The organism is Streptomyces sp. ME02-8801-2C (assembly GCF_033793965.1).
GTDB lineage: Bacteria > Actinomycetota > Actinomycetes > Streptomycetales > Streptomycetaceae > Streptomyces.
The window spans coordinates 460512-481311 of the sequence record NZ_JARAXP010000008.1 but is presented as its reverse complement, the minus strand read 5'-3'; the positions used below and the strand labels follow the sequence as shown (position 1 = coordinate 481311).

At 71.3% G+C, this 20800-nt stretch carries 15 protein-coding genes and 1 pseudogene; 8 read left to right on the top strand and 8 right to left on the bottom strand.

The annotated features are described in order from the left end of the window. Positions 1–55 precede the first annotated feature (55 nt). The 5 genes from PV396_RS28035 to PV396_RS28015 all read right to left on the bottom strand — a co-directional run bounded on the left by PV396_RS28035 (position 56) and on the right by PV396_RS28015 (position 6048). The gene (locus tag PV396_RS28035) at positions 56–1237 is read right to left on the bottom strand and encodes an XdhC/CoxI family protein (RefSeq protein WP_319209168.1); all 1182 of its coding nucleotides are present in this window, start codon (positions 1235–1237) and stop codon (positions 56–58) included. After that, a complete protein-coding gene (locus PV396_RS28030; protein WP_319209166.1) occupies positions 1230–3362 on the bottom strand; it encodes a xanthine dehydrogenase family protein molybdopterin-binding subunit in 2133 nt (710 codons plus the stop codon). The genes PV396_RS28035 and PV396_RS28030 overlap by 8 nt, the downstream gene beginning before the upstream one ends. After that, the gene (locus PV396_RS28025) at positions 3359–4375 is read right to left on the bottom strand and encodes a xanthine dehydrogenase family protein subunit M (RefSeq protein WP_319209164.1); all 1017 of its coding nucleotides are present in this window, start codon (positions 4373–4375) and stop codon (positions 3359–3361) included. Before PV396_RS28025 ends, PV396_RS28030 begins: the two co-directional genes overlap by 4 nt. After that, positions 4372–4929, bottom strand: coding sequence for a (2Fe-2S)-binding protein (locus tag PV396_RS28020; protein ID WP_319209163.1), 558 nt, complete (start codon positions 4927–4929; stop codon positions 4372–4374). The genes PV396_RS28025 and PV396_RS28020 overlap by 4 nt, the downstream gene beginning before the upstream one ends. Before the next feature lie 357 nt (positions 4930–5286). Next, complete coding sequence (locus PV396_RS28015; protein WP_319209162.1) at positions 5287–6048, bottom strand: SDR family oxidoreductase; 762 nt, start codon at positions 6046–6048, stop codon at positions 5287–5289. 147 nt (positions 6049–6195) lie between these two features. Between PV396_RS28015 and PV396_RS28010 the strand changes: the two genes are divergently transcribed. After that, on the top strand, positions 6196–7023 hold the full coding sequence (locus tag PV396_RS28010) for a helix-turn-helix transcriptional regulator (protein WP_319209161.1): 828 nt from the start codon (positions 6196–6198) through the stop codon (positions 7021–7023). A 600-nt stretch (positions 7024–7623) separates the two neighbouring features. On the opposite strand, the pseudogene PV396_RS28005 reads toward PV396_RS28010, so the two are convergent. Both PV396_RS28005 and PV396_RS28000 read right to left on the bottom strand, forming a co-directional pair. Continuing rightward, a pseudogene (locus PV396_RS28005) lies at positions 7624–8784 on the bottom strand (ABC transporter ATP-binding protein); the annotation flags it as partial. A 249-nt stretch (positions 8785–9033) separates the two neighbouring features. Then, complete coding sequence (locus tag PV396_RS28000) at positions 9034–10257, bottom strand: MFS transporter (RefSeq protein ID WP_319209159.1); 1224 nt, start codon at positions 10255–10257, stop codon at positions 9034–9036. Between the two features lie 84 nt (positions 10258–10341). Between PV396_RS28000 and PV396_RS27995 the strand changes: the two genes are divergently transcribed. The 4 genes from PV396_RS27995 to PV396_RS27980 all read left to right on the top strand — a co-directional run bounded on the left by PV396_RS27995 (position 10342) and on the right by PV396_RS27980 (position 14850). Further along, complete coding sequence (locus tag PV396_RS27995; protein ID WP_319209158.1) at positions 10342–11370, top strand: winged helix-turn-helix domain-containing protein; 1029 nt, start codon at positions 10342–10344, stop codon at positions 11368–11370. Beyond that, positions 11367–11894: a glutathione peroxidase gene (locus tag PV396_RS27990; protein WP_319209156.1), complete on the top strand. Its 528-nt coding sequence runs from the start codon at positions 11367–11369 to the stop codon at positions 11892–11894. The genes PV396_RS27995 and PV396_RS27990 overlap by 4 nt, the downstream gene beginning before the upstream one ends. Positions 11895–11998: 104 nt before the next feature. Beyond that, a complete protein-coding gene (locus PV396_RS27985) occupies positions 11999–12811 on the top strand; it encodes a MerR family transcriptional regulator (RefSeq protein ID WP_319209154.1) in 813 nt (270 codons plus the stop codon). 254 nt (positions 12812–13065) lie between these two features. Beyond that, positions 13066–14850 carry a hypothetical protein gene (locus PV396_RS27980; protein WP_319209152.1) on the top strand — a complete coding sequence of 595 codons (1785 nt, stop codon included), beginning with the start codon at positions 13066–13068 and terminating at the stop codon, positions 14848–14850. 106 nt (positions 14851–14956) lie between these two features. Here PV396_RS27980 and PV396_RS27975 read toward each other — a convergent pair whose 3' ends face one another. After that, the gene (locus tag PV396_RS27975) at positions 14957–17788 is read right to left on the bottom strand and encodes a D-alanyl-D-alanine carboxypeptidase (protein ID WP_319209150.1); all 2832 of its coding nucleotides are present in this window, start codon (positions 17786–17788) and stop codon (positions 14957–14959) included. Positions 17789–18012: 224 nt separating this feature from the next. Here PV396_RS27975 and PV396_RS27970 point away from each other — a divergent pair, with 224 nt between their 5' ends. The 3 genes from PV396_RS27970 to PV396_RS27960 all read left to right on the top strand — a co-directional run bounded on the left by PV396_RS27970 (position 18013) and on the right by PV396_RS27960 (position 20797). Continuing rightward, positions 18013–18768, top strand: a complete 756-nt coding sequence (locus PV396_RS27970) for a GOLPH3/VPS74 family protein (RefSeq protein WP_319209148.1) — start codon at positions 18013–18015, stop codon at positions 18766–18768. Between the two features lie 731 nt (positions 18769–19499). Then, positions 19500–20357: a helix-turn-helix transcriptional regulator gene (locus PV396_RS27965; RefSeq protein ID WP_319209147.1), complete on the top strand. Its 858-nt coding sequence runs from the start codon at positions 19500–19502 to the stop codon at positions 20355–20357. 230 nt (positions 20358–20587) lie between these two features. Then, entirely contained in the window at positions 20588–20797 is a 210-nt protein-coding gene (locus PV396_RS27960; RefSeq protein ID WP_319209146.1) for a DUF397 domain-containing protein, read from the top strand. Positions 20798–20800: the final 3 nt, after the last annotated feature.

Genomic DNA, 20800 nt, shown 5'->3' with positions numbered 1-20800 from the left:
CGCCCGCGTGGGAGGCCCGGACGCTCTCGCGCGGGGGTGGAGTGCGTCCGGGCCGTCAGGCCGCCAGCTCGGGTTCCTGTGTCTGCCCGGCGCGGTGGATGGGCGTCTGCGTTTCGGTCAGCGGCATGCCCGTACCGCCGTGCCGCAGCGCGACGATCTCGGCCGCGATGGACAGCGCGGTCTCCTCGGGCGTACGGGCGCCGAGGTCCAGGCCGATGGGGGACCTGAGCCTGGCCAACTCGTGTTCGCCGAGCCCGGCTTCGCGCAGTCGGCGGTCGCGGTCGGTGTGGGTGCGGCGCGAGCCCATCGCACCGATGTAGGCGACGGGCAGCCGCAGGGCCGTCTCCAGCAGCGGTACGTCGAACTTGGCGTCATGGGTGAGCACACACAGCACCGTGCGCGGGTCGGTCGGCGTGCGCCGCAGGTAGCGGTGTGGCCAGTCGACCACAATGTCGTCCGCCTCCGGGAAGCGTGCCCTGGTGGCGAAGACGGCGCGGGCGTCGCACACGGTCACGTGGTAGCCGAGGAACTTGCCCACACGGACCAGCGCCGTCGCGAAGTCGATCGCACCGAAGACGATCATGCGGGGTGGTGGGGTGCTCGACTCCACGAACAGGGTGAGGCCGCCGGGACAGTGCGAGCCGTCCTCGGACAGGTCGGCCGTGCCGGTGCGGCCGGCCTCCAGCAGGGCGCGTGCCTCGGCCGCCGCCGTCCGATCCAGGTCGGCGTGTCCGCCGAGACCGCCCTCGTACGAACCTCCCCCGGACTCCGTCCGGGGGGAGCCCCATCTCGCTTCGCTCGGCCGTACGAGCAGGGCGGCGCCGAGTTGATCGGCGGGGCCGCGGACGATCCGGGCGACGGCCACCGGCTCGCCGCGGGCCGCGGTGGTCAAGGCGGACCGGAACACCGCCCTGGCGGTTGTTCCCGCGCGCACCGGCGTGACCAGGACGTCGACGATCCCGCCGCAGGTCAACCCGACCGCGAAGGCGTCGTCGTCGCTGAATCCGAAGCGTTCCAGGACGCTCTCGCCGTCCGCCAGGGCCTGTTGGCACATGTCGTACACCGCGCCCTCGACGCATCCGCCGGAGACGGAGCCGATGACCGTGCCCTCGCCGTCGACGGCGAGGGCCGCGCCGGGGCCGCGCGGTGCGCTGCCGCCGACCGCGACGACGGTGGCGACGGCGAAGTCGCGGCCCTCCTCGGCCCAGACGCTCAACTCGGTTGCCAGGTCAAGCATTCCGCACCGCCGTCAGGACGCGGTCGGGCCGGATCGGCAGATGACGGTGGCGGACGCCGGTGGCGTGCCAGACCGCGTTGGCGACGGCGGCCGCCGCGCCCACGATGCCGATCTCGCCGATGCCCTTGATGCCGACGGGGTCCTCGGGGTCGGCGTCGTCCACCCAGCCGGCCTCCACGGCGGGGACGTCGGCGTGCGCGGCCACGTGGTAGCCGGCGAGGTCGGCGCCGTAGTGGCCGCCGGACGCCTGGTCGCGTACCGCCTCCTCGTGCAAGGCCATGGAGATGCCCCAGATCATGCCGCCGATGAACTGGCTGCGGGCGGTGAGCGGGTTGACGATCTTTCCGGCCGCGAAGATGCCGAGCATGCGGCGTACGCGTACCTCGCCGGTTGCGGGGTCCACGGCGACCTCGGCGAACTGGGCGCCGTAGGCGTGGCGTTCCTTCTGGGCGAGGGCTCCGATGGCGGCGCTGCTGTCGGAGCGGACGGTGACGCCCTCGGGCGGGATGGCCTCACCGAGAGCGAGGCGCTGGCGCAGTTCCGCCGCCGCGAGGGTGACCGCCCAGGACCAGGAGCGGGTGCCCATCGAACCGCCGGCGTTCATGGCCGGGCCGAGGTCGCTGTCCCCGAGCCGTACGCGAACGCGGTCCACGGCGACGTCCAGCGCGTCGGCGGCCACCAGGGTGAGGGCGGTGCGGGCGCCCGTACCGATGTCCGCCGCGTTGACCTTCACGGTGTAGGTGCCGTCGGCCTCGGCCGTCACCGCCGCCGTGGACGGTCCCACTACCACGATGAAGGAGGCCGCCGCTGTGCCGGTGCCCAGCAGCCAGCGGCCGTCGCGGCGCAGGCCCGGGCGTGGGTCTCGGTCGGCCCACCCGAACCGGCGGGCGCCCTCGCGGAAGCAGGCGTGCAGGTTGCGGTTGGCGAACGGCAGCCCGGAGACCGGGCCGCGCTCGGGTTCGTTGCGGGCGCGCAGTTCGATCGGGTCGATGCCCAGCTTCTCGGCGAGTTCGTCGACCGCCGACTCCAGTGCGAACGATCCCGGGGCCTCGCCGGGCGCCCGCATGAACGTCGGGGTGGACACGTCGAGCCGGACGACCCGGTTGGCCGTGTGGTGGGCGTCGGCGTCGTACAGCACGCGGGCCGGTCCGGCGCCCGCCTCGACGAACTCGTGGAGGGTCGAGGTGTGGCTCTGGGAGCGGTGTTCCAGGGCGCGCAGCCGTCCGTCGGCATCGGCGCCGAGCCGGACCCGCTGGATGGTGGGGCTGCGGTGTCCCCCCAGGGAGAACATCTGACGCCGGGTCATGACCACCCGGACCGGCCGCCGCAGGACGGTCGCGGCCATGACGGCGGCGATCTGGTGCACGCGGACCTGCCCCTTGCCGCCGAAGCCGCCGCCGACGTGCTCGGAGCGCACCCGCACCGAGGCCGGGGCGAGGGAGAACAGGTGGGCCAGGTCGACCGCGACCACCGTGGTGCCCTGGTTGGAGTCGACGACGTCGAGCCGACCGCCGTCCCAGTGAGCCGTCACGGCGTGCGGCTCCATCGGGTTGTGGTGTTCCTCGGGGGTGGTGTACTCGGCGTCCAGGACGACGGCGGAGGTGGCGAGTTCGGCCTCCAGGTCTCCCTTCCCGGTCACCGCCGGGCCGAGGTGGCCCGCGTCGTAGGCGTTCGGGTGCTCGGCGGTGAACGCGACGTCGTGCGGCTCCTGGTCGTAGTGCACGACCAGGGCCTCGGCGGCCTCCCTGGCCTGCTCGGAGGTCTCGGCGACGACGAGCGCGACCGGCCAGCCCAGATGGGGGATCCTGTCGTGCTGGAAGACGGCCAGGGTCGGGTTGGGCGTCCCCATGAGGCTCGTGTAGCCGGTCACGTAGTCGGTCTCGACGCGCGGGGCGTTCTCGTGGGTCAGGACGGCGAGCACGCCGGGCCGCGCGAGCGCGTCGGCGGACTCGATCGCGCGGATCCGGCCGCGTGACACCGTGGACAGCGCGAGCCAGCCGTGGACGAGTCCGGCGAAGGGGATCTCACCGGCGTAGCGGGCGGCGCCGGTGACCTTGGCGCGGCCCTCGACGCGGGTGTGCGCGGTGCCGACGGCGCCCGGGTGTGCGGTGGGGGCGGTGGTCATCGGTTGGCCTCCTCGGGGGCAGCGGTGGCGAGTTCGGAGGTGAGTTCGGACAGGACGGCCACCACGAGGTTGCGCATCAGCGTCACCTTGTACGCGTTGTGCGGCAGCGGTTTCGCGTCCGCCAGTTCGGCGTCGGCGGCGGCCGCGAAGCTCGTGGCGTCGGCGGGCGCGCCGATCAGCGCGCGTTCCGCGGCGTGGGCCCGCCACGGCCGGGACGCGACCGCTCCGAAGGCCAGCCGCACGTCCCGCACGACCCCGGCGCGGACGTCGAGCGCGGCGGCGATCGAGCCGATGGCGAAGGCGTACGAGGCGCGTTCGCGGACCTTGCGGTAACGGGAGCGGGCGGCCACCGGGGTGACCGGCAGGATGATGCCGGTGATCAGGGCGCCCGGCGGCAGCGCCGTCTCCAGGTGGGGGGTGTCGCCCACGGGAAGGTAGAAGTCGGCGAGCGGTGACGTGCCCGGCCCGTCGGGCGTCTCGTACGTCACGACGGCGTCGAAGGCGGCCAGGGCCACGCCCATGTCGGAGGGGTGGGTGGCGACGCAGTGCGAGGAGGCGCCCAGGATCGCGTGGTTGTGATGCTCGCCCTCGATCGCGGGGCAGCCACTGCCGGGATCCCGCTTGTTGCACGGCCGGGTGACGTCGGCGAAGTAGCCGCAGCGGGTGCGCTGCAGGAGGTTGCCACCGACGGTGGCCATGTTGCGCAGCTGCCCGGAGGCACCGGCCAGCACCGCCTGGGCCAACGCCGGGTAGCGGCGGCGGACTTCGGGGTGTGCGGCGAGGTCGCTGTTGGTCACGGTCGCGCCGATCCGCAGCCCGCCGTCCTCGGTCGCCTCGATCCCGTCGAGCGGGAGTTCGCGGACGTCGACGAGACGGGCGGGCCGCTCGACTCCCATCTTCATCAGGTCGACGAGGTTGGTGCCGCCGCCGAGGAAGCGCGCCTCGGGGTCGGCGCCGAGCAGGGCGACCGCGCCGGAGACGTCATGGGCCCGCTGGTAGTCGAACTCCCTCACGCCACGGCCTCCTTGGCCTTCACGGTGCTGTCGGCGGCGGCGTGGGCGACGGCCTCGACGATCGACACGTAGGCGCCGCAGCGGCACAGGTTGCCGCTCATCCGCTCCCGGATCTCCTCGGGCGTCAGCGGTGGCGGTCCGGCCTCCGGGCGTACGTCGTCGGTGGCGGCACTGGGCCAGCCCGCCGCGTGCTCCTCGATGACCGCGATCGCCGAACAGATCTGGCCCGGCGTGCAGTAGCCGCACTGGAAGCCGTCAAGATCGAGGAACGCCTGCTGCACGGGGTGCAGTTCGTCCCCGTCGGCGACGCCCTCGATGGTGGTGATCTCACGCCCCTCGGCCGCCACCGCCAACTGCAGGCAGGAGACGCCCCGGCGTCCGTCGACGAGGACGGTGCAGGCACCGCACTGCCCCTGGTCGCAGCCCTTCTTGGTACCGGTCATGTCGAGGCGCTCGCGCAGGGCGTCGAGCAGCGTGGTGCGGTGGTCGACGGAGAGCGTGTGTTTCTCGCCGTTGATGTTCAGGGTGATGGCGCTGGTCGTCGGCGGGGTCATGGTCAGCCTTCTTTCACAGATCCGGAACACGCCGGGCGACGGTCCGGCAGACCGAGGAGTCAGACGGCGTGTACGGGAGAAGGGAAGATGTGGGGGGCGGCAAGGAACGGGGCTCGGACACGTCACCGGCGGCTCATTTTGAACGCGGCCGTCGCTGGGGCAGCCGTCCCTGGACAGTGATCGGCGCCGGCGAGGGTTCCGGCAGCCGCAGGTGCGCACCGGGTACGGGTCGGGCTCGTTGCGCACACCAGAGGGCGGGGTGGGGCAGAGGGCGGCGGCAGTCGGGGTGCACCCATGAACCGAACTGCTGAGACGGTCCGCCCCCGCGCTCGGCGGCGCCTGCCTCCCCGCGGGTCTTTACGCCATCCGGGTGGGCAGGACGATGATCTGCCGCAGGTTCATGTGCCGGGGCCGGCTGGTGGCGTAGGCGACGAGGTCGGCGAGCTCCTCCGGAGCCAGTGCGCCGATGGCCGCGAGCACCCCGTCCACCTGCTCGCGCAGTTCGTCGGTGCTGATGTGGGTGGATATCTCGGTCTGGGTCATCCCGGGCTCGATGTTGGTGACCCGCACGTCCCGCGGACTGAGCTCGGTGCGCAGCGCCTGGGAGAGGAAGGACACCGCGGCCTTGGTCGCCCCGTAGACCGTGTAGTTGGGGAAGGGGGTGTGGGAGGCGACGGAGGAGATGTTCACCAGGTCCGCAGCACGGCCATCGGCGGCCGCGGCCACCAGGTCCCCGGTGAAGGCGCGGATCACCCGAAGCGCGCCGGTCAGGTTGGTGTCGATCATCCGCTGCCACTCGTCGATACGACCGTCGTCCACGGGGTTGACCAGCATGACGCCGGCGTTGTTGACGACCAGGTCGACCGTGCCGTAGGCGTCGTGGACGCGGGCGGCCGCGGCCTCGACGGACGCGTCGTCGGTGATGTCCGCGACGACGGCCAGTGCCTGCCCGCCGTTGGCCCGGATCTTGTCGGCGATCGCCTCCAGGCGCTCCGCGCGCCGCGCGATCAGCGCGACCTTCGCACCCTGCGCGGCCAGCAGCAGGGCGGTGGCCTCTCCGATCCCGCTGGCGGCCCCGGTGACGACGGCGGTACGGCCGGCCAGGTTCTCGTACGACATGGAAGTGCTCCTCGGGAAGTAGATCGGTCGGGTGTCTCCCCCGTCTCGACCACCTTCCGGCACCCCTGCAGGCGTACCCAGGGATGTGTTTTTCCTGGGTCTGGCAGTACCAGGTTAGGGTTCAGCTCCTCCCGTACGATCGAGTCCATGGACGGCGAACTGGGCGCATTCCTTCGCTCGCGGCGCGCCCGCATCCAGCCGGAGGAAGTGGGACTGACCTCTCATGGGCGGCGCCGCGTTCCGGGCCTGCGCCGGGAAGAGGTGGCGCAGCTGGCCGGCGTGAGCGTCGACTACTACATCCGCCTCGAACAGGGCCGGGGCCAGAGCGTCTCCGCTGCCGTCCTGGACGCCATCGCGCGCGTGCTGCGCCTGGACGAGACGGAGCACGCCTACCTGCACGCGGTGGCCCGCCCCGCCAATCGCCCCGGGCGCAAGGCCGCGCCCCGGGTACGCCCGGGCATCCGGCTGCTGCTCGACAGCATGGACCGCAGCCCTGCGGCCGTCGTGGGGCCCCGGTTGGACATCCTGGCGTGGAACGCGCTCTACGACGCCCTCTTCGGCTACTCCCGCGTCGCGCCCAGGGCACGCAGCGTCGCGCGTCATGTCTTCCTCGACCCCGCCTCTCGCGACCTCTATCCCGACTGGGCGGCTATGGCCGCCGAGTGTGTCGCCCACCTGCGGAGAGTCTCGGGGCACCGACGGGAGGACCGGCAACTGGCCGAACTCGTCGGGGAGCTCTCCGTCAAGAGCGAGGACTTCCGCCACCTGTGGGCAGACCACCAGGTCAAGGAGTGCATGTTCGGCGTCAAGCGGCTCCGGCACCCGGTGGCGGGCCAGCTGACCCTCCAGTACGAGACCCTGACCGTCCACCCGGCGGATCCCGAGCAGACCCTCGTGATCTACGCCTCTGAGCCGGGCTCGGAGACGGCGGAGAGGCTGGCTCTGCTGGGAAGCTGGGCCAGTACGGGCACGTAGCGAAGCCTCGTACGAGCAGATCCCGCAGTGCGGTCGGGTCCAGGCCCGGACCTGATCATCGGGAGCCCACGAGCCGAAGAGCGTCCGCCGGGCCGCGGTCTCCGGTGCGGCGTTCGGCCGGAAGGATGTACATCCGCAGACCGCAGGCGGTCGCGCCGCCGTCGCGTACGGGGTTGTCGCCGACCATGAGCGTGGCGCGCGGGTCGGCGCCGGCGGCAATGATCCGCCGCGGACAACGTTCCGCCTGAACAGGTGGAAAAGAACGTCATCGTGCCCTTCAGCAGGGACGCAGAGCGCCCCTTCATACGGTCTCATCGATGATTCGGGCGGCTAAGTTGCAACACGGTCGGCCTGTCGGCGCGAGACCTCCAACGACAGTTGGTCGGGCTGCTCAGTCATGGTGCTTCCGGCCGGGTTACTTCAGATCGAGTGGTTTCAAACCGCCGTCGGTCGCAGGCGTTCTCGCGTTGTCGGTCATACGGAACAGCCCTGAGGGATTGTTCACCCTGTTCCCGCAAGCGCGATGTTCATGTGTTTGGATCGGTGAGATGCGGCCGTGGTCATGGCGTCGACCGTGTTCAGCTCCACATGGTGCCTACAGGTGACGTTCACCGCGTCGAGGGCGGGTTCGGTGGCCGTGCCCGGGTAGGTGAAGGAGACGTTCTCGAAGCGGACGGCGTCCACGTGCGCGGGCAGCGGGCGGCCGGTCTCCGGGATGAGCCGGCGGTCCGCCTCCTGGCACAGTCGCTCCAGGTCGGCGACGAACAGGCTCTCCTCGTAGAGGTAGTTGAGCTGGACGACCAGCGCCTCCAGGTTGGCGGAACCGGTCCGGATCGCGATGACCGCCGTACCGGCGACGGCCAAATCCATGGCTCCCGTCCACAGCAGCAGCCCGAGCACGCCGTACGCGCCCGCCGTCGCGATGCCCGTCCATCCGGAGGCGATCAGGCCGGTACGGGCGGCCAGCGAGGCGAGCCTGGTCTGCTCCCGTTCCCCCGTCTCGGCCATGGTCCGGAAGTGGCGCAGCAGAAACGGCCCGATGTTGTGCACCCGCACCTCGGGCGCGGCCTGCGTGTCGATCAGCAGCCGCCCCAACAGCTGTCCCGCGCGGGCGTGTTGGACCCAGGTGTGGAAGGAGACGTACCGCCTGCGGGCGATGGTGAGGGCGCTCCAGGCGCTGGGCAGGGTCATCAGCGCGAGGAGCGGGAGGAGGGCCGGATGCAGCACGGTGAGTACCCCGGCGGCGGCGACCAGCGCGATCCCCGCCGTCATCACGGACGTACAGAACCGGATCATGCGCCGCGCGGACTCGGCGCCCCACTGCGCGGAGTCGAGCAGCTTGTGGAACTCCTCGTCCTCCACGGCGGCCAACTCGACCCGGGCCACCCGCTCCAGGTACTCCTCGGTCGCCACCCGGAACACCTTGGGCTCCAGCCGCCCGGTCCCGGCCGTGGACACGGACCGTAACAGCGCGCCGACGACCGCGGTGACCGCGACGAGGATCAACGCCGGTACGGCGGCCCGCAGTCGGTCGGTGGTGTCCCCGCCGCCGAGCAACTCGCCGAGGACCCGGTTGACGGCCACGAGCCCGACCGCCTGCGCCACTCCCCCGCCCAACTCGGCGATCGCCACCCGGCGCAGAGCACGCGGGTCGGCACGGTCGGCGAGCCGGATGGTGGCGGCGATCAGCCGGGGCATCCGCGCGACCATGGTCCGCAGCCCCAGCTGCAGGAACGACCCCTGATGCTGGTTCCACCCCATGTCGTACCTCAACGGCCCCCCGAACAGCAGCCGTTCGGACTCGGAGACACCTTCGTCGGCACCGGTCTCCGCGCCCGCACCGGTCTCCTCTCCGACTCCCTCCTCGGCTGCCTTCTCCGCCTTTTCCGTGCGTTCGTCACGCGTCGTCATCCGAGTGGGTCCCCCTTGTGAGCCGGTCGAGCCGCGCGCATGTCTGCCCAGTTCTGCCCGCGCGCGGAATTGCTCACCCGGTCCGGGGACCGTCAGGAGTCACGTGCCGGAGCGCGACCGCTCCCCGGGACTCGAAACCGCGCCCCCCGTTTCACCCCGGCCGCGCCCCTCACACCGGCCCGCCCCCACCAGCCCCACCGTCACGCACACCGACCCCGTCGCCATCAGGGCCATCGCCGCGCCCGGCGTGGTGAGTTGGGCGAGGGTGCCCGCCAGGGCCGCGCTCACGCCCTGCATCGTGAGCATGCCGGCGGAGTGCAACCCGAGGGCGTGGCCGGAGAGTTCGGCCGGGGTGAGGGACATCAGGCGTTCCTGCTGGACGAGGCTCGCGCCGTAGCCGACCGAGGCGACGCAGACCGTCACGGCCGCCGTCCACACCCCGGGTCCCACGGCGAACAGCAGGTTCGGCACGGCCAGCAACAGCAGGAGCGGTACGGCCAGTTGGCGGCGCACCCGGGGTGGCACGAACCGGCCGACGGTCACGTCCCCGATCAGCATGCCCAGGGCCCCGCAGGCGAAGAGGATGCCGGCGGAGTCCGGGGCGTAGGACACGTACAGGGACTCGACTCCGACGACCAGGCCGTTGGGGATCCACAGGCCCAGATAGGTGAGCCGGCGCGGCCGGTCCGACCACAACTGGGCGTTCGTACGCCAGGTCTGGGCGATGGACGGGCGCCCGGAGAGGCGGGGCGGGCGGCGGGTCAGGCCCAGGCGGGTCGTCAGGGCGCCCGCGAGGTAGAGGGCCGCGGCGGTGAGGAGCGTGGTCCGGGGGGAGAGGGCCGCGACCATGATGCCGCCCGTCGCGAAACCCGCGATCTGCATCAGGCCGTTCGACATGTTGAAGACCGAACGCCCCAGCAGATAGCCCTCCTTCGCCAGGATCTCGTTGAGCAGACCCCAGCCGACCCCGGCCCCCAGGGACGCGATCAGCCCCAGGAGGAAGAGCAGGGCGAAGACGGCTGCGATCGGCAGCCCCGGGATCGCCATCGCCGCCGTGCCGAGCGCGAAGGCCACCGCGATGCCCGTCAGGGTCGCGCGCGGGGGCAGCCGGTCGGAGGCCGAGAGGAGGGTCGTCGCGCCCACCACCTGGGCGAGCTGGGGGCCGAACATGCTCACAGCGGAGAGCAGCGGCGAGCCCGTCGCACGGTAGGTGAGGGTGGCGAGGGCCAGACCGCCGATGGTCGAGGCGGCCGACCTGAGGGCCGTGGCGAGGAAGAGCGGTGTGAACTCGGGGGTGCCGAAGAGGGCGGAGTAGCTGCGCATGCGGGGAGTCTGCGAGGGGCAGCCGGCCCGCGTTATTGTTTCGCGCACACGCGAAACATCCAGCGGCGACTTGGAGGTACGGGCATGGGCTGGTGGCAGGTGAACGCCGACACCCTCGCCCGCAGCCGGTTCGTCGTCTCGCCCCTCGCCGAGACCTTCGCGAGCCTCAAACTGCTGCACGCCGGGACGGCCACGCACCCCGGCGAGCGCGCGTGGCTTGCCGCCCACCTGCCCGCGTACCGCCACCGTCTCGAGCGGGACCCCATCACCGCCCTCCTTGTCCGGGTCGGCCTCGGGCGGGAGTGGATCGCCGACTTCCTGACCCCCACCCCCCGGTACGGCGAGACGTTCGAAACGGGCGTCGCGCGTGTCCGTGCGGTCGCCCCCGCCCTTGCCCGCGACCACCTCGTCCGCTCCCGCCCCGGCCCGCTCCCCGCCGGCCTCGCCGACCGGGACGACCTCCCCGAGCGCGCCGCGGATCTCCTCACCCACATCTGGGAGGAGGCCGTACTCCCGGACTGGGACCGGCGTCGACGCGTCCTCGAAGCCGACGTGGTCGCGCGGACCGTGCGGGTCGGTCACGACGGCTGGGCCGCCGTACTGGACGCCCTGCGCCCCGGCACCCGCTGGCTCGACGGCGACCGGCTCCAGGTGAACCTGCACGAGTACCCGCCCCGCGAGATCTCCGGCGCGGAGCTGGTCTTCGTACCCGTGACACCGAAGGCCGGGTGGGTCGCGTGGGAGGACCCGGAGCGGTACGCGGTCATCTACCCGTGCGCGGGCGTGCTGGCCGGGCACGAGGGCGGGCGGCGGGCGTCCGCCGCACTCGGGGCGCTGCTCGGGCCGGCCCGGGCCGCCGTGCTCGTACTCCTGGACTCGCCGCACAGCACCACCCAGCTGACCGCCGTGACCGGGCAGACGCTCGGCTCGGTCGGACGGCATCTGCGGGTGCTGCTGGACGCGGGGCTGGTGGAGCGGCGGCGGGCGGGACGGTCGGTGCTGTACTCGCGTACGGCCGCCGGGGAGGTGTTGGTCGAGGCTTCGGGGGCCGGGGCGGAGGCGGCAGGGGCGGGGGACGGGCCGGTACCTTCCGGAGCTAGCATCCGCTTATGACCACTGATGCCACTTCCCCCGCCTCCTCCCCCGCCGCCGACTCCCCCCTCGCCGTCGAGATCGGCGCCCTCACGGGTGGTTCCGCGGACCTCGCCCAGTACGCGGGCAAGGCCGTCCTCATCGTCAACGTCGCCTCCAAGTGCGGGCTGACCCCGCAGTACGCGGGGCTGGAGAAGCTCCAGGCGCGGTACGCCGACCAGGGCTTCACCGTGCTCGGGGTGCCCTGCAACCAGTTCATGGGCCAGGAGCCCGGCAGCTCCGAGGAGATCGCCGAGTTCTGCTCGGCGACGTACGGCGTGACCTTCCCGATGACCGAGAAGATCGAGGTCAACGGGGACGCCCGGCACACCCTGTACGACCGCCTGGTCGGTTTCGCCGACGGCGAGGGCCACACCGGCGACATCCGCTGGAACTTCGAGAAGTTCCTCATCGGCCGTGACGGGCAGGTCGTCGCGCGCTTCTCCCCGCAGACCGAGCCGGAGACGGACGAGCTGGTCGGCGCGGTGGAGAAGGCCATCGGCTGACCCACCGGATCCGAGTCGATCGCGTGGGTTGGCCTTGTCCCTGGGGCAAGGGTGAGCGTCCTGTGTCACCGGGCCGACCGCGCCCGGTGACGGAGGATGTCGGAGTGAACGGTCACGGGGTCAACGGCTACGGCGCGTACGGGGACGACGAACTGCTCTCCATCGGCGCGTTCGCCGCCCGGGCCCGGCTCTCGCCCAAGGCCCTGCGGCTGTACGACCGGCTCGGGCTGCTCGCCCCCGCGCACGTCGACGCGACGAGCGGCTACCGCTACTACCGGCCGGCGCAGACCGAACGCGCCCGCCTGGTGGCGCTGCTGCGGCAGCTGGCGCGCACATTGGCCGACTTCCTCCGTGGACGACTGTCGGGGAGGAGCTCCGAGATGGACGGGTTGGACGAGTTGTACGGCAGGTTCGTGGTCGAGACCGTGGACGTGCCCGAGCGGGTGGTGCTGACCGAGACGCGGCACACTCTCGCGGACGAGCTGCCCGCGTGGATCGGGGCGTCGCTGGGGCGCCTGGAGGCGGGGGCCCGGGAGTGCGGGGGCGTGAGCGCGGCGCCGTTCGTCGTCTATCACTCCGAGGTGTCCATGGAGAGCGACGGCCCGGCCGAGTCGTGCGTCCCGGTCGCCGACGAGGCCGCCGCGCGGGCCTGGGTGGCGGCGCACGGCCGGGCCCGGTCGACGGCGGTACGGGTGGAGCCGGCCCGGCGGCTCGCGTACACGCGGATCGTCAAGGCGCAGGTGGCCCATCCGCAGATCATCGCGGCTTTCGAGGCGGTCGAGCGGTGGATGGCCGGGCAGGGGATCGAGCCGGTGGGGCCGTGCCGCGAGGTGTACTTCGCGGACTGGGACGCGGCGGGGCCGGACGACGCGGTGTGCGACGTAGCGTTCCCCGTCGGTCTGTCGGGAGGCTCCTGACCGGTGTCCGGAAGGGCGCGGCCTGAATTATCCGGTCGCGCCCGCCCGGGAACCGTCCGAAGCTGGTAAGGCTCTTTCCCGTCATGCCCTGGTCACCACCCGGTCACATGGGGCCCTGTGAACCAACGCCCGGGGTGCCATTAGCGTCTACCTCCACAGGACAGACACCGCCAGGCGTGCGCGCGCCCGAGCCGAGCCGAGCCGAAACGGAAGTTGCAGTGGCCTTTGCCGAGCTGACCCCACGCAGGCCTGCCATGCGTGCCGACAAGCCCACGCAGGCGCGTGAGGTGTGGCACGAGCGACATCGGGTGGCCCTCACGGTCACCGCCGGCGCGGTGCCCCTGTACTTCGTGTGGTGGGCGGTCTTCGCAACCGGCGGCGGTGACCTGGCCGCACAGGTGGCGTGGGCCGAGTTCGCGAAGATGTACCCGAACTCCGCGTACAACCTGTTCTGGTACGGCGGTCTGCACGCGGCCAACTACAGCCTGATGTCCCCGTACCTGATGGCCGCCATCGGTGTCGTCGCGACCACCATGCTGTCGGGGGTCGCGGCCACGGTGCTCGGCGCGGAACTCATCGCTCGCACAGGTGTTCGCAAGCCGCTGTGGCCGGCCGTGGCGGTCGGGTTCTCGCTGTGGTGTCAGGTGATCTCGGGGCGCTCCACGTTCGTCCTGGGCACCGCCTTCGGGATGGCGGCCGTGCTGTCCGTGGTCAGCGGGCGCAGCGCGCGCCACCTCGGCGTGGCAGCCCTGTGCGCGACGCTGGCCACCACCGGCAGTCCCGTCGCCGGTCTGTTCGTCCTGGTCGTCGGCGCGGCCTACTTCCTGTCCCGCGACTGGGGCCGGGCCGCGGCCCTGCTGGTGCCCCCGGTGGCCGTCGTGGGCGTCACGACCCTGCTGTTCCCGTTCGAGGGAGAGCAGCCCATGCCGTTCGCCCGCATATGGCTGCCGGTCGTGCTGTGCGCGATCGTCGTTCTGACGGCCCCGAGCGCCTGGCGCACACTGCGTCTGGGCGCCGCGGTGTACGCGCTCGGCGTGGTCCTCTGCTACCTCATCCCGACGCCGATCGGTACGAACGTCGAGCGGCTCTCGGAGCTGGCGGCCCCGGCGACAATGCTCGCGATCATGATGTACCGGACCGAGAAGCGGCACGGGGAGCACGGGGACAACGGGAACAACGGGAACAACGGAGACAACGGGGCCGATGACCGGGGGGACCTCCCTGAGGTGGCCGGCATCCTTCCCCGGCTGCCCTTCCAGCTGCCCCTCCCCTGGTTCACTGCCCGGCGGCGCATGGTGGCGCTCGGGCTGGCCATGACCATCGCCGTGAGCTGGCTGTCCGGCAAGACGATCGCCGACATCGTCACCAACACGACGGTGCCCGAGTGGGCCGTCAAGACGGACGGTGTCGTCAACGAGCTGAAGCGGCTGGGCGCCGAGGAGACCCGCGTCGAGGTCGTACCGGCCCGCGACCACCGCGAGGCCGCCATCCTCGCCCCGTACATCAACATGGCCCGCGGCTGGAACCGGCAGGCGGACGTCGAGCGGGGCCGCCTCTTCTACGAGGGCCACGGCGGCACCGCCGAGCCCGAGGGCGGCTTCTCCGCCTCGGCCTACAAGGCGTGGCTCTCCCAGTGGGCGGTGGGCTTCGTCGTCCTCGTCAACGGCGAACCGGACGGCCCCGCGAAGCTGGAGCACGCCCTGGTGACCAGCGGGCCGAGCTATCTCCAGCCGGTCTGGGAGGACGCCAACTGGAAGATCTACCGGGTCAAGAACGCGACCCCGCTGGTCGACAAGCCCGCCAGCGTGGTCAGCGCAGACGGCGCCAACCTCGTCGTCCACATGCCGAGGGCCGGCGCGGTGACCGTACGGATCGCGTACTCCCCGTGGCTGTGGGCGGAGAACGGCTGTCTGACGGACGACGGCGAGTTCACCAAGCTGACCGTCGAGCAGCCCGGCGACATCCGGATCAGCTCGGCGTACGGGGGGCCGTCCCGGGAGACGACGCTGCAGTGCGAGAAGGAAGAGGACAAGCAGTAGAGGGCAAGAAGTAGAGGACAGGAAATAACGGGGACCGCACTGGTCACAGCGAAGCGCCCGCCCCGGTCTCTCCGACCGGGACGGGCGCTTCTCTTTCCGCTGATGCTCAGCCGAGCCGGGTCAGCTTCTTGTCGAAGCCGGGCTCGACCAGGTCCTTCTGGAGCTGTACGGGCACCTTCACCGCGCCGCCCTTGCCGTCGCCCACGGTGAGCGAGCCCACCGGGGTGCCCGCCTTCGCGGAGTGCGGCAGGTCGTCGACGGCCGCGAACGACAGCTCGACCTTCCGCCCGGCCCAGCCGATCGCCGTGACGTCCTTGGACAGCACGACCGGGGTCTGACCGCCGAGCCCGTCGTCGACGTACCCGACGACGTCGCCCTTCTTCAGGATCTTCGACGAGAGCAGGGCGTCCCGGGCGGCGATCATCGCCGTCTTGCTGACCGCGTTGACGGTGTCGATGATCGGCGACGTGTGCTGGCCGAGGATCGCGCCGACGACGATGGCCGTCTCGCCGCCGACCTCCTTGGTCGCGGCGAAGAGCAGGTTGCCGCCGGCGGCGGTGGTGGTGCCGGTCTTGATGCCGATGGCGCCGTTGTAGGGGACGAGACGGTTGAAGTTGTCCCACTTCTTGCCGGTGTGGTCGTACCAGACCGGCAGCTTGGTGATGGCCATCAGGGCCGGCATCCTCACCAGCTCGTTGCCCAGCTTCACCTGGTCCTCGGCGCTGGAGACGGTGGTCTCCTTGAGTCCGGAGGCGTCGGTGTAGGTGGTGTTCTTCATCCCGAGTTCCTTGGCGGTGTCGTTCATCTTCTTGATGAACGCCGTCTCGGTCCCCGAGTCCCAACGCGCCAGCAGCCGCGCGATGTTGTTCGCGGACGGGATCATGATGGACGCGATGGCCTGCTGCTCGGTGAGGACGTCACCCTTCTTGGCGGTGGTGAGGGTGGACTCGCCCTGCTTCCAGTAGCCCGCCTCCTTCTCCGCGAGCGCGTCCACGGGGATCTTCGGACCGTCCTCGCCGGCCTTCAGCGGGTGGTCCTTGAGGATGATGTACGCGGTCATCGCCTTGGCGACGGACCCGATGGCGACCGCCTTCTGCTCGCCGAACCTGCCCATGGTGCCGACGCCGTTGACGTCCATCCAGCCCTGTCCTTCGGAGGGCCACGGCAGTGCGGCGGCCGTTCCGTCGAAGGTGTAGGAGTCCTTGGCGGTCAGCGTGAGTTCGGGGGTCGGCAACGGGCGCAACGTCTGTACGACCGCAAAGACGATCGCCAACAGGACGGCCACCGGCGTCCAGATCTTGATGCGCCGCGCGATCGACCGCACCGCGGTGTTCCGGGGCGGCGGCGTGTTCGTCAGCTCGGCGAGCAGATCCAACGGCGGCAGCGGCGGCAGGGGTTGCTGCGTCGTCCGCTCGGGCCCGACCTGCGGAATCGCGGCGGTCGCCTCGGCGACGGGAGCCTTGGGCGGCGGCGCGGCCGCACGCCGGGCCGCGGGCGCGGCACCGGCCCCGGGTGCCGCGGACGGTTCGGCGGCGGTCGGCGGCTTGCGGGTGGCGGGGTCGTCGAGCTGCTTCAGGGCTACGAATTTGCTGGTGCGCTCAGAAGGGGACTCGACGCGGGCGGCGGCGGGGGTTGGCGGGTCGGTCGCCGCGTCGGCGCCAACTCGCCCGTCGCCTTCAGAGTTGACGTCCGCGTCACGCTTGCCGCCGGTGCCATCTGTGCCGCCTGTGCTGCCCTTGTCGCTCTTGTCGCTCTTGGGCTTCGCGCCTGGAACGTCGCCCAGCTTGAGCATGGTTGTGGGCTGGTCGACCGGGGGTGCGGCGGGGGGACGGACAGCTTTGAAGATGGCGGTGGGCTGGTCTACGGGGGGTTGGTCGCTGGGGGTGCGGTCGGCAGGTGACTGGTCCGCAGGGGTCCGGTCGGCAGGCGACTGGTCGACGGGGTCCTTGGGAGCCGCGTCTCGGGGATCCTTGTCCGGCGCCTCTTCCGGAGCGTCGGCGGGGTCCGGACGGGAGTCGGCGCGGGGGTCGGCTTCGCCATCGCCACCGCCATCGGCTTCGACGCCGGCTTCGGCTTCGGTGATCGCGTCCGACTCATGCTCGGACTCGGACTCGGACTCGGACTCAGGCTCAGGCTCAGACGTGGCTTCGGGGCTCGGTTCTGATACAGCCTCAGGCTCGGCCTGCGACTCGGACTTGGGCCCGGGTGCCGATGCGGAGTCGGAGTCGGGCTCGTCGGCCGGCTCGGGCCGCGACGCGCTCTCCTGTGCACCGTCCGGCTCAGAGGAGTCCCCGTCGGAGGCTCCGGAGGCCCCCTCAGCGACACCAGAGGCCCCGTCAGCGGCCTCGGAGGGGGCGGATGGGCCCGCGTCGCCCTCAGGCTCCGTAACCGGCTCCTCGTCGCCCTCAGGGACTTCGGCCGAAGCGTCCGTCACGGGGCGGGTCTCGTCGGCGGCATCCTCGACGCCTTCGGGCTCCTTCGCCCCACCGTCGCCCTCACCGGCGACCCACGCGGCCACAGCCGCACGCAGCCGGGTGCTGCCCGTCCCGTCGGTCCCCTCGGCGCCGTCGGCCGAGTCGGCCTTCGCGGCGTCCTCGGGCTCGTTCGCAACCGCCGGGGGCGTGTCGAGGTCGGCGTCGACCTCGCCCTCCGTGTCCGGAGCGCCGGCGCCCGAGGTTCCCGCACCCGCGTCCGCGGCATCCGCGTCCGCCTTCGCGGGGAGCGGCGGGCGGGAGAAGACCCGCGTCGCCGTGTCGACGCCGCCGCGTGGCGCGGACTCCCGGTCCCGGGCGACCGCGAGCCGTGGGTCACGTGCCCCGGCGCCGGATTCACCCCTGGCCCCGGGAACCGACCCCGCGCTCCCCGACGTCGGTTCTTCCGACGACTCGCGCTGCTTCGACCTGTCGGGGGACTCGCCCGCCACCGATGCCTCCTTCATGCGCCGCACGTTCTCCGTGCGAGTACTGAACGTGAACCGTGAACCGTCAGACGCCGCCCGAACGACACTGTCCGAACGAGCTACCAGTGTCCTGTGCGCAGCCTTGACTCCTGCGGTAGACGAGAACGACATACCTACTGGTTCCACTACGAACCGGTCACGCCCTCTCGACAGATGAATGTGAGAGGGGTCACCCTGTCATTCATCCACGCGGGGAGGCATGGATGGGCAGGAGCCGCAGATCAATTCCGGAAGAGCTTCTTCTGCTGGCGTTGGACCCGGCCACGGGTACCACCGCACAGCCGCAGTCGCTCGACCTCGGTCTGGCCGGAGCACAGCTAGTGGAGCTGGCGATGGCCGGACGGATAGCCCCGGACGGGGATCGTATCGCCGTGGTCGTACCACGGCCGACTGGAGATCCAACACTCGACTGTGCGTTGGAACTGCTTCGCCGACGCGGAGCACCCGTACGCGCGGTCAACTGGATTGGCGGGCCCCGCCTGGGGCTGCGTCAGACCTACCTCTCGCATCTCGAGCGGTGCGGCATGGTGCATGCCGTGGCGGGACAGATGTGCGGGGTGCTGCCGACCACTCGCTATCAGGCGACGGACACGGAGATCAGCCGGGAGATCAGAACCCGACTGGACACCGCCATCCGTACCGGCGTTCCGCCGGACCCGCGGACGGCGGCGCTCGCCGCGCTGGCCCATGCGGTCGGTCTCGGCAAGCACCTGTATCCGGGTAACGAGGGACGTTCGTCCCGCTCCCGGCTGCGGGACCTGATCCGGCACGACCCCATGGGCGGTCTGGTGGCCCACGCTGTCATGGACGTGCAGAACGGCGTCGCGGCCCAGCCGCGTCGCAGCCCGGCACCGGCCGGCCGTCAGGCCGCCCCCGGAGCCAGGTCGGTGTCGGAGCCCGCACGCGGCGTTCCGATGCAGCAGCACCGCGGAACCATGGCGCGTGCCGTGGCTCACTGAGCCGCAGTCCCACGACGCCCGCAGGATCCGCACCACGCAGGACATCAAGAGCGCCGTACCGCAGTCCCCAAGACCGGTCCGGGAGCCGCTGGCCGCGCGGGTCGGTGAGGAAGCGCAAGGAAGTCCACGAGGACTCCAACCGCCCCCCACCGCCCCGCGCGACCGCATGCCCGCGCCCGGCGCGACCGGGGCGCGGACAGCCACAACCCGGCGGCAGTGACCGGGCATCCGCAACCCGATGCCCGGGACGACCGCAACCCGGTGGGCGCGCCCTTGACCGCAATCGAACACCCTCGAACTGGCAGCCGGGCCGGACATCCCCGACCGAGCGGCCGGACCCCCGATCGAGCAGCCGGACCCCTGACCGAGCAGCCTGGGCGGACCCTTGGCCGGGCGGCCCGGGCAAGGCAGCGCCGGCCAGGCGCGGCCCGGAGCAGGGCCCCGCGTAGCCCTACGCCGAGTAGGTGCACCCGCGCCCAACCCCCGTACCGCCGCCGCGGCCCCTGCCGTCGACACATGGCGTCCGGCACATGCGTACGTGCGGTCCATCGGGAGTGGGGCCGAAGGGTAAGCGGAATTCGTTGAACTGGCGTGTACCGGGCGCATATCTCCCGCCTAGGCACCGCATATCCGCAGTTTCCCAGCGGTAGCACGCGCCTTGGTGGCAGTCTGCTCAACAGCAGATACGGAAAGTGGCAAGTACAGGCACGCAGCCGGAGGTGCACGTTCCCATGGCGTCCAACGTCAATCCCACCGTCAGGCGACGCCGGCTGGGCCAGGAGTTGCGCAGGCTCCGCGAGCAGAAGGGCATGACGGCCGAAGAGGTCGCCGAGCGGCTCCTGGTGTCCCAGTCGAAGATCAGCAGGCTGGAGAACGGCCGCCGCAGCATCAGTCAGCGCGACGTCCGAGACCTGTGCGGAGTGTACGAGGTCGAGGACCAGCGAATGGTCGACTCCCTGATGGAGATGGCCAAGGACTCCCGCCAGCAAGGCTGGTGGCACGCGTTCGGGGACGTCCCGTACAGCGTGTACATCGGGCTGGAGACGGACGCGGCGTCGCTGCGCGTCTACGACCCCCAGGTGATCCCTGGGCTGTTGCAGACCCGCCCGTACGCGGAGGCGCTGATCACCGGCGCGTTGCCCGAGACGTCGTCCAGCGACATCGACAACCGCGTCCAGGTGCGCCTGCGAAGGCAGGAACGAATCACCGCGCTGGAGAACCCGCTGCGCCTGTGGACGGTGCTCGACGAGGCGGCGCTGCGCCGCGTCGTGGGCAACAAGCTGCTGATGCGGGAGCAACTGGAGTCCCTGGTCGAGCAGTCCCAGCTGCCGCACGTCACCGTGCAGGTCATCCCCTTCGACATGGGGGCGCATCCGGGCCTCAACGGCCAGTACGCGATCCTGGAGTTCCCCGACGCGGCCGACTCCAGCGTGGTCTACATCGAGGGCGTCACCAGCGACCTCTATCTCGAGAAGGCGCAGGACGTACAGAAGTACAGCGTCATGTACGAACACTTGCGGGCGCAGGCCCTCAACGTGGAGCAATCCCGGCAATTCATCGCGGACTTGGCGAAAGAGTACGCACACTGACGCCCTGGAGAAGCAAGGGACGCACAGTACACCTCCGCATCACGCCAGAGGAAGAGCCCGCTGGTATATGCCACCCGGTCGAGTGAACGGTTGGTCCGCATAACGGTGTTGGCGAGTAGCGTCGATCAGGCCATCGAGAAACAACGTTGGCGCAAACCGTGCCGTGGGCTCCGCAGGGAGCCCTCCGGTCGGCGACAGCAACTCTCACCACTGGTCAAAGCGGAGCGAACATGGCAATTCAGCAAGGCGCCACGAGCACCTGGACAAAGTCCTCGTACTCCACTGGCAACGGCGCGTGTGTCGAGGTCAAGTCCCCGATTCACGCGGCGATGGCGGTCCGGGACTCCAAGGTCCCGTCCGGTCCGACGCTGGCTTTCCCGGCCGACTCATGGAACTCGTTCGTGGCAGAGGTCAGCCGGGGAGCGTTCGACCTCATCTGATGG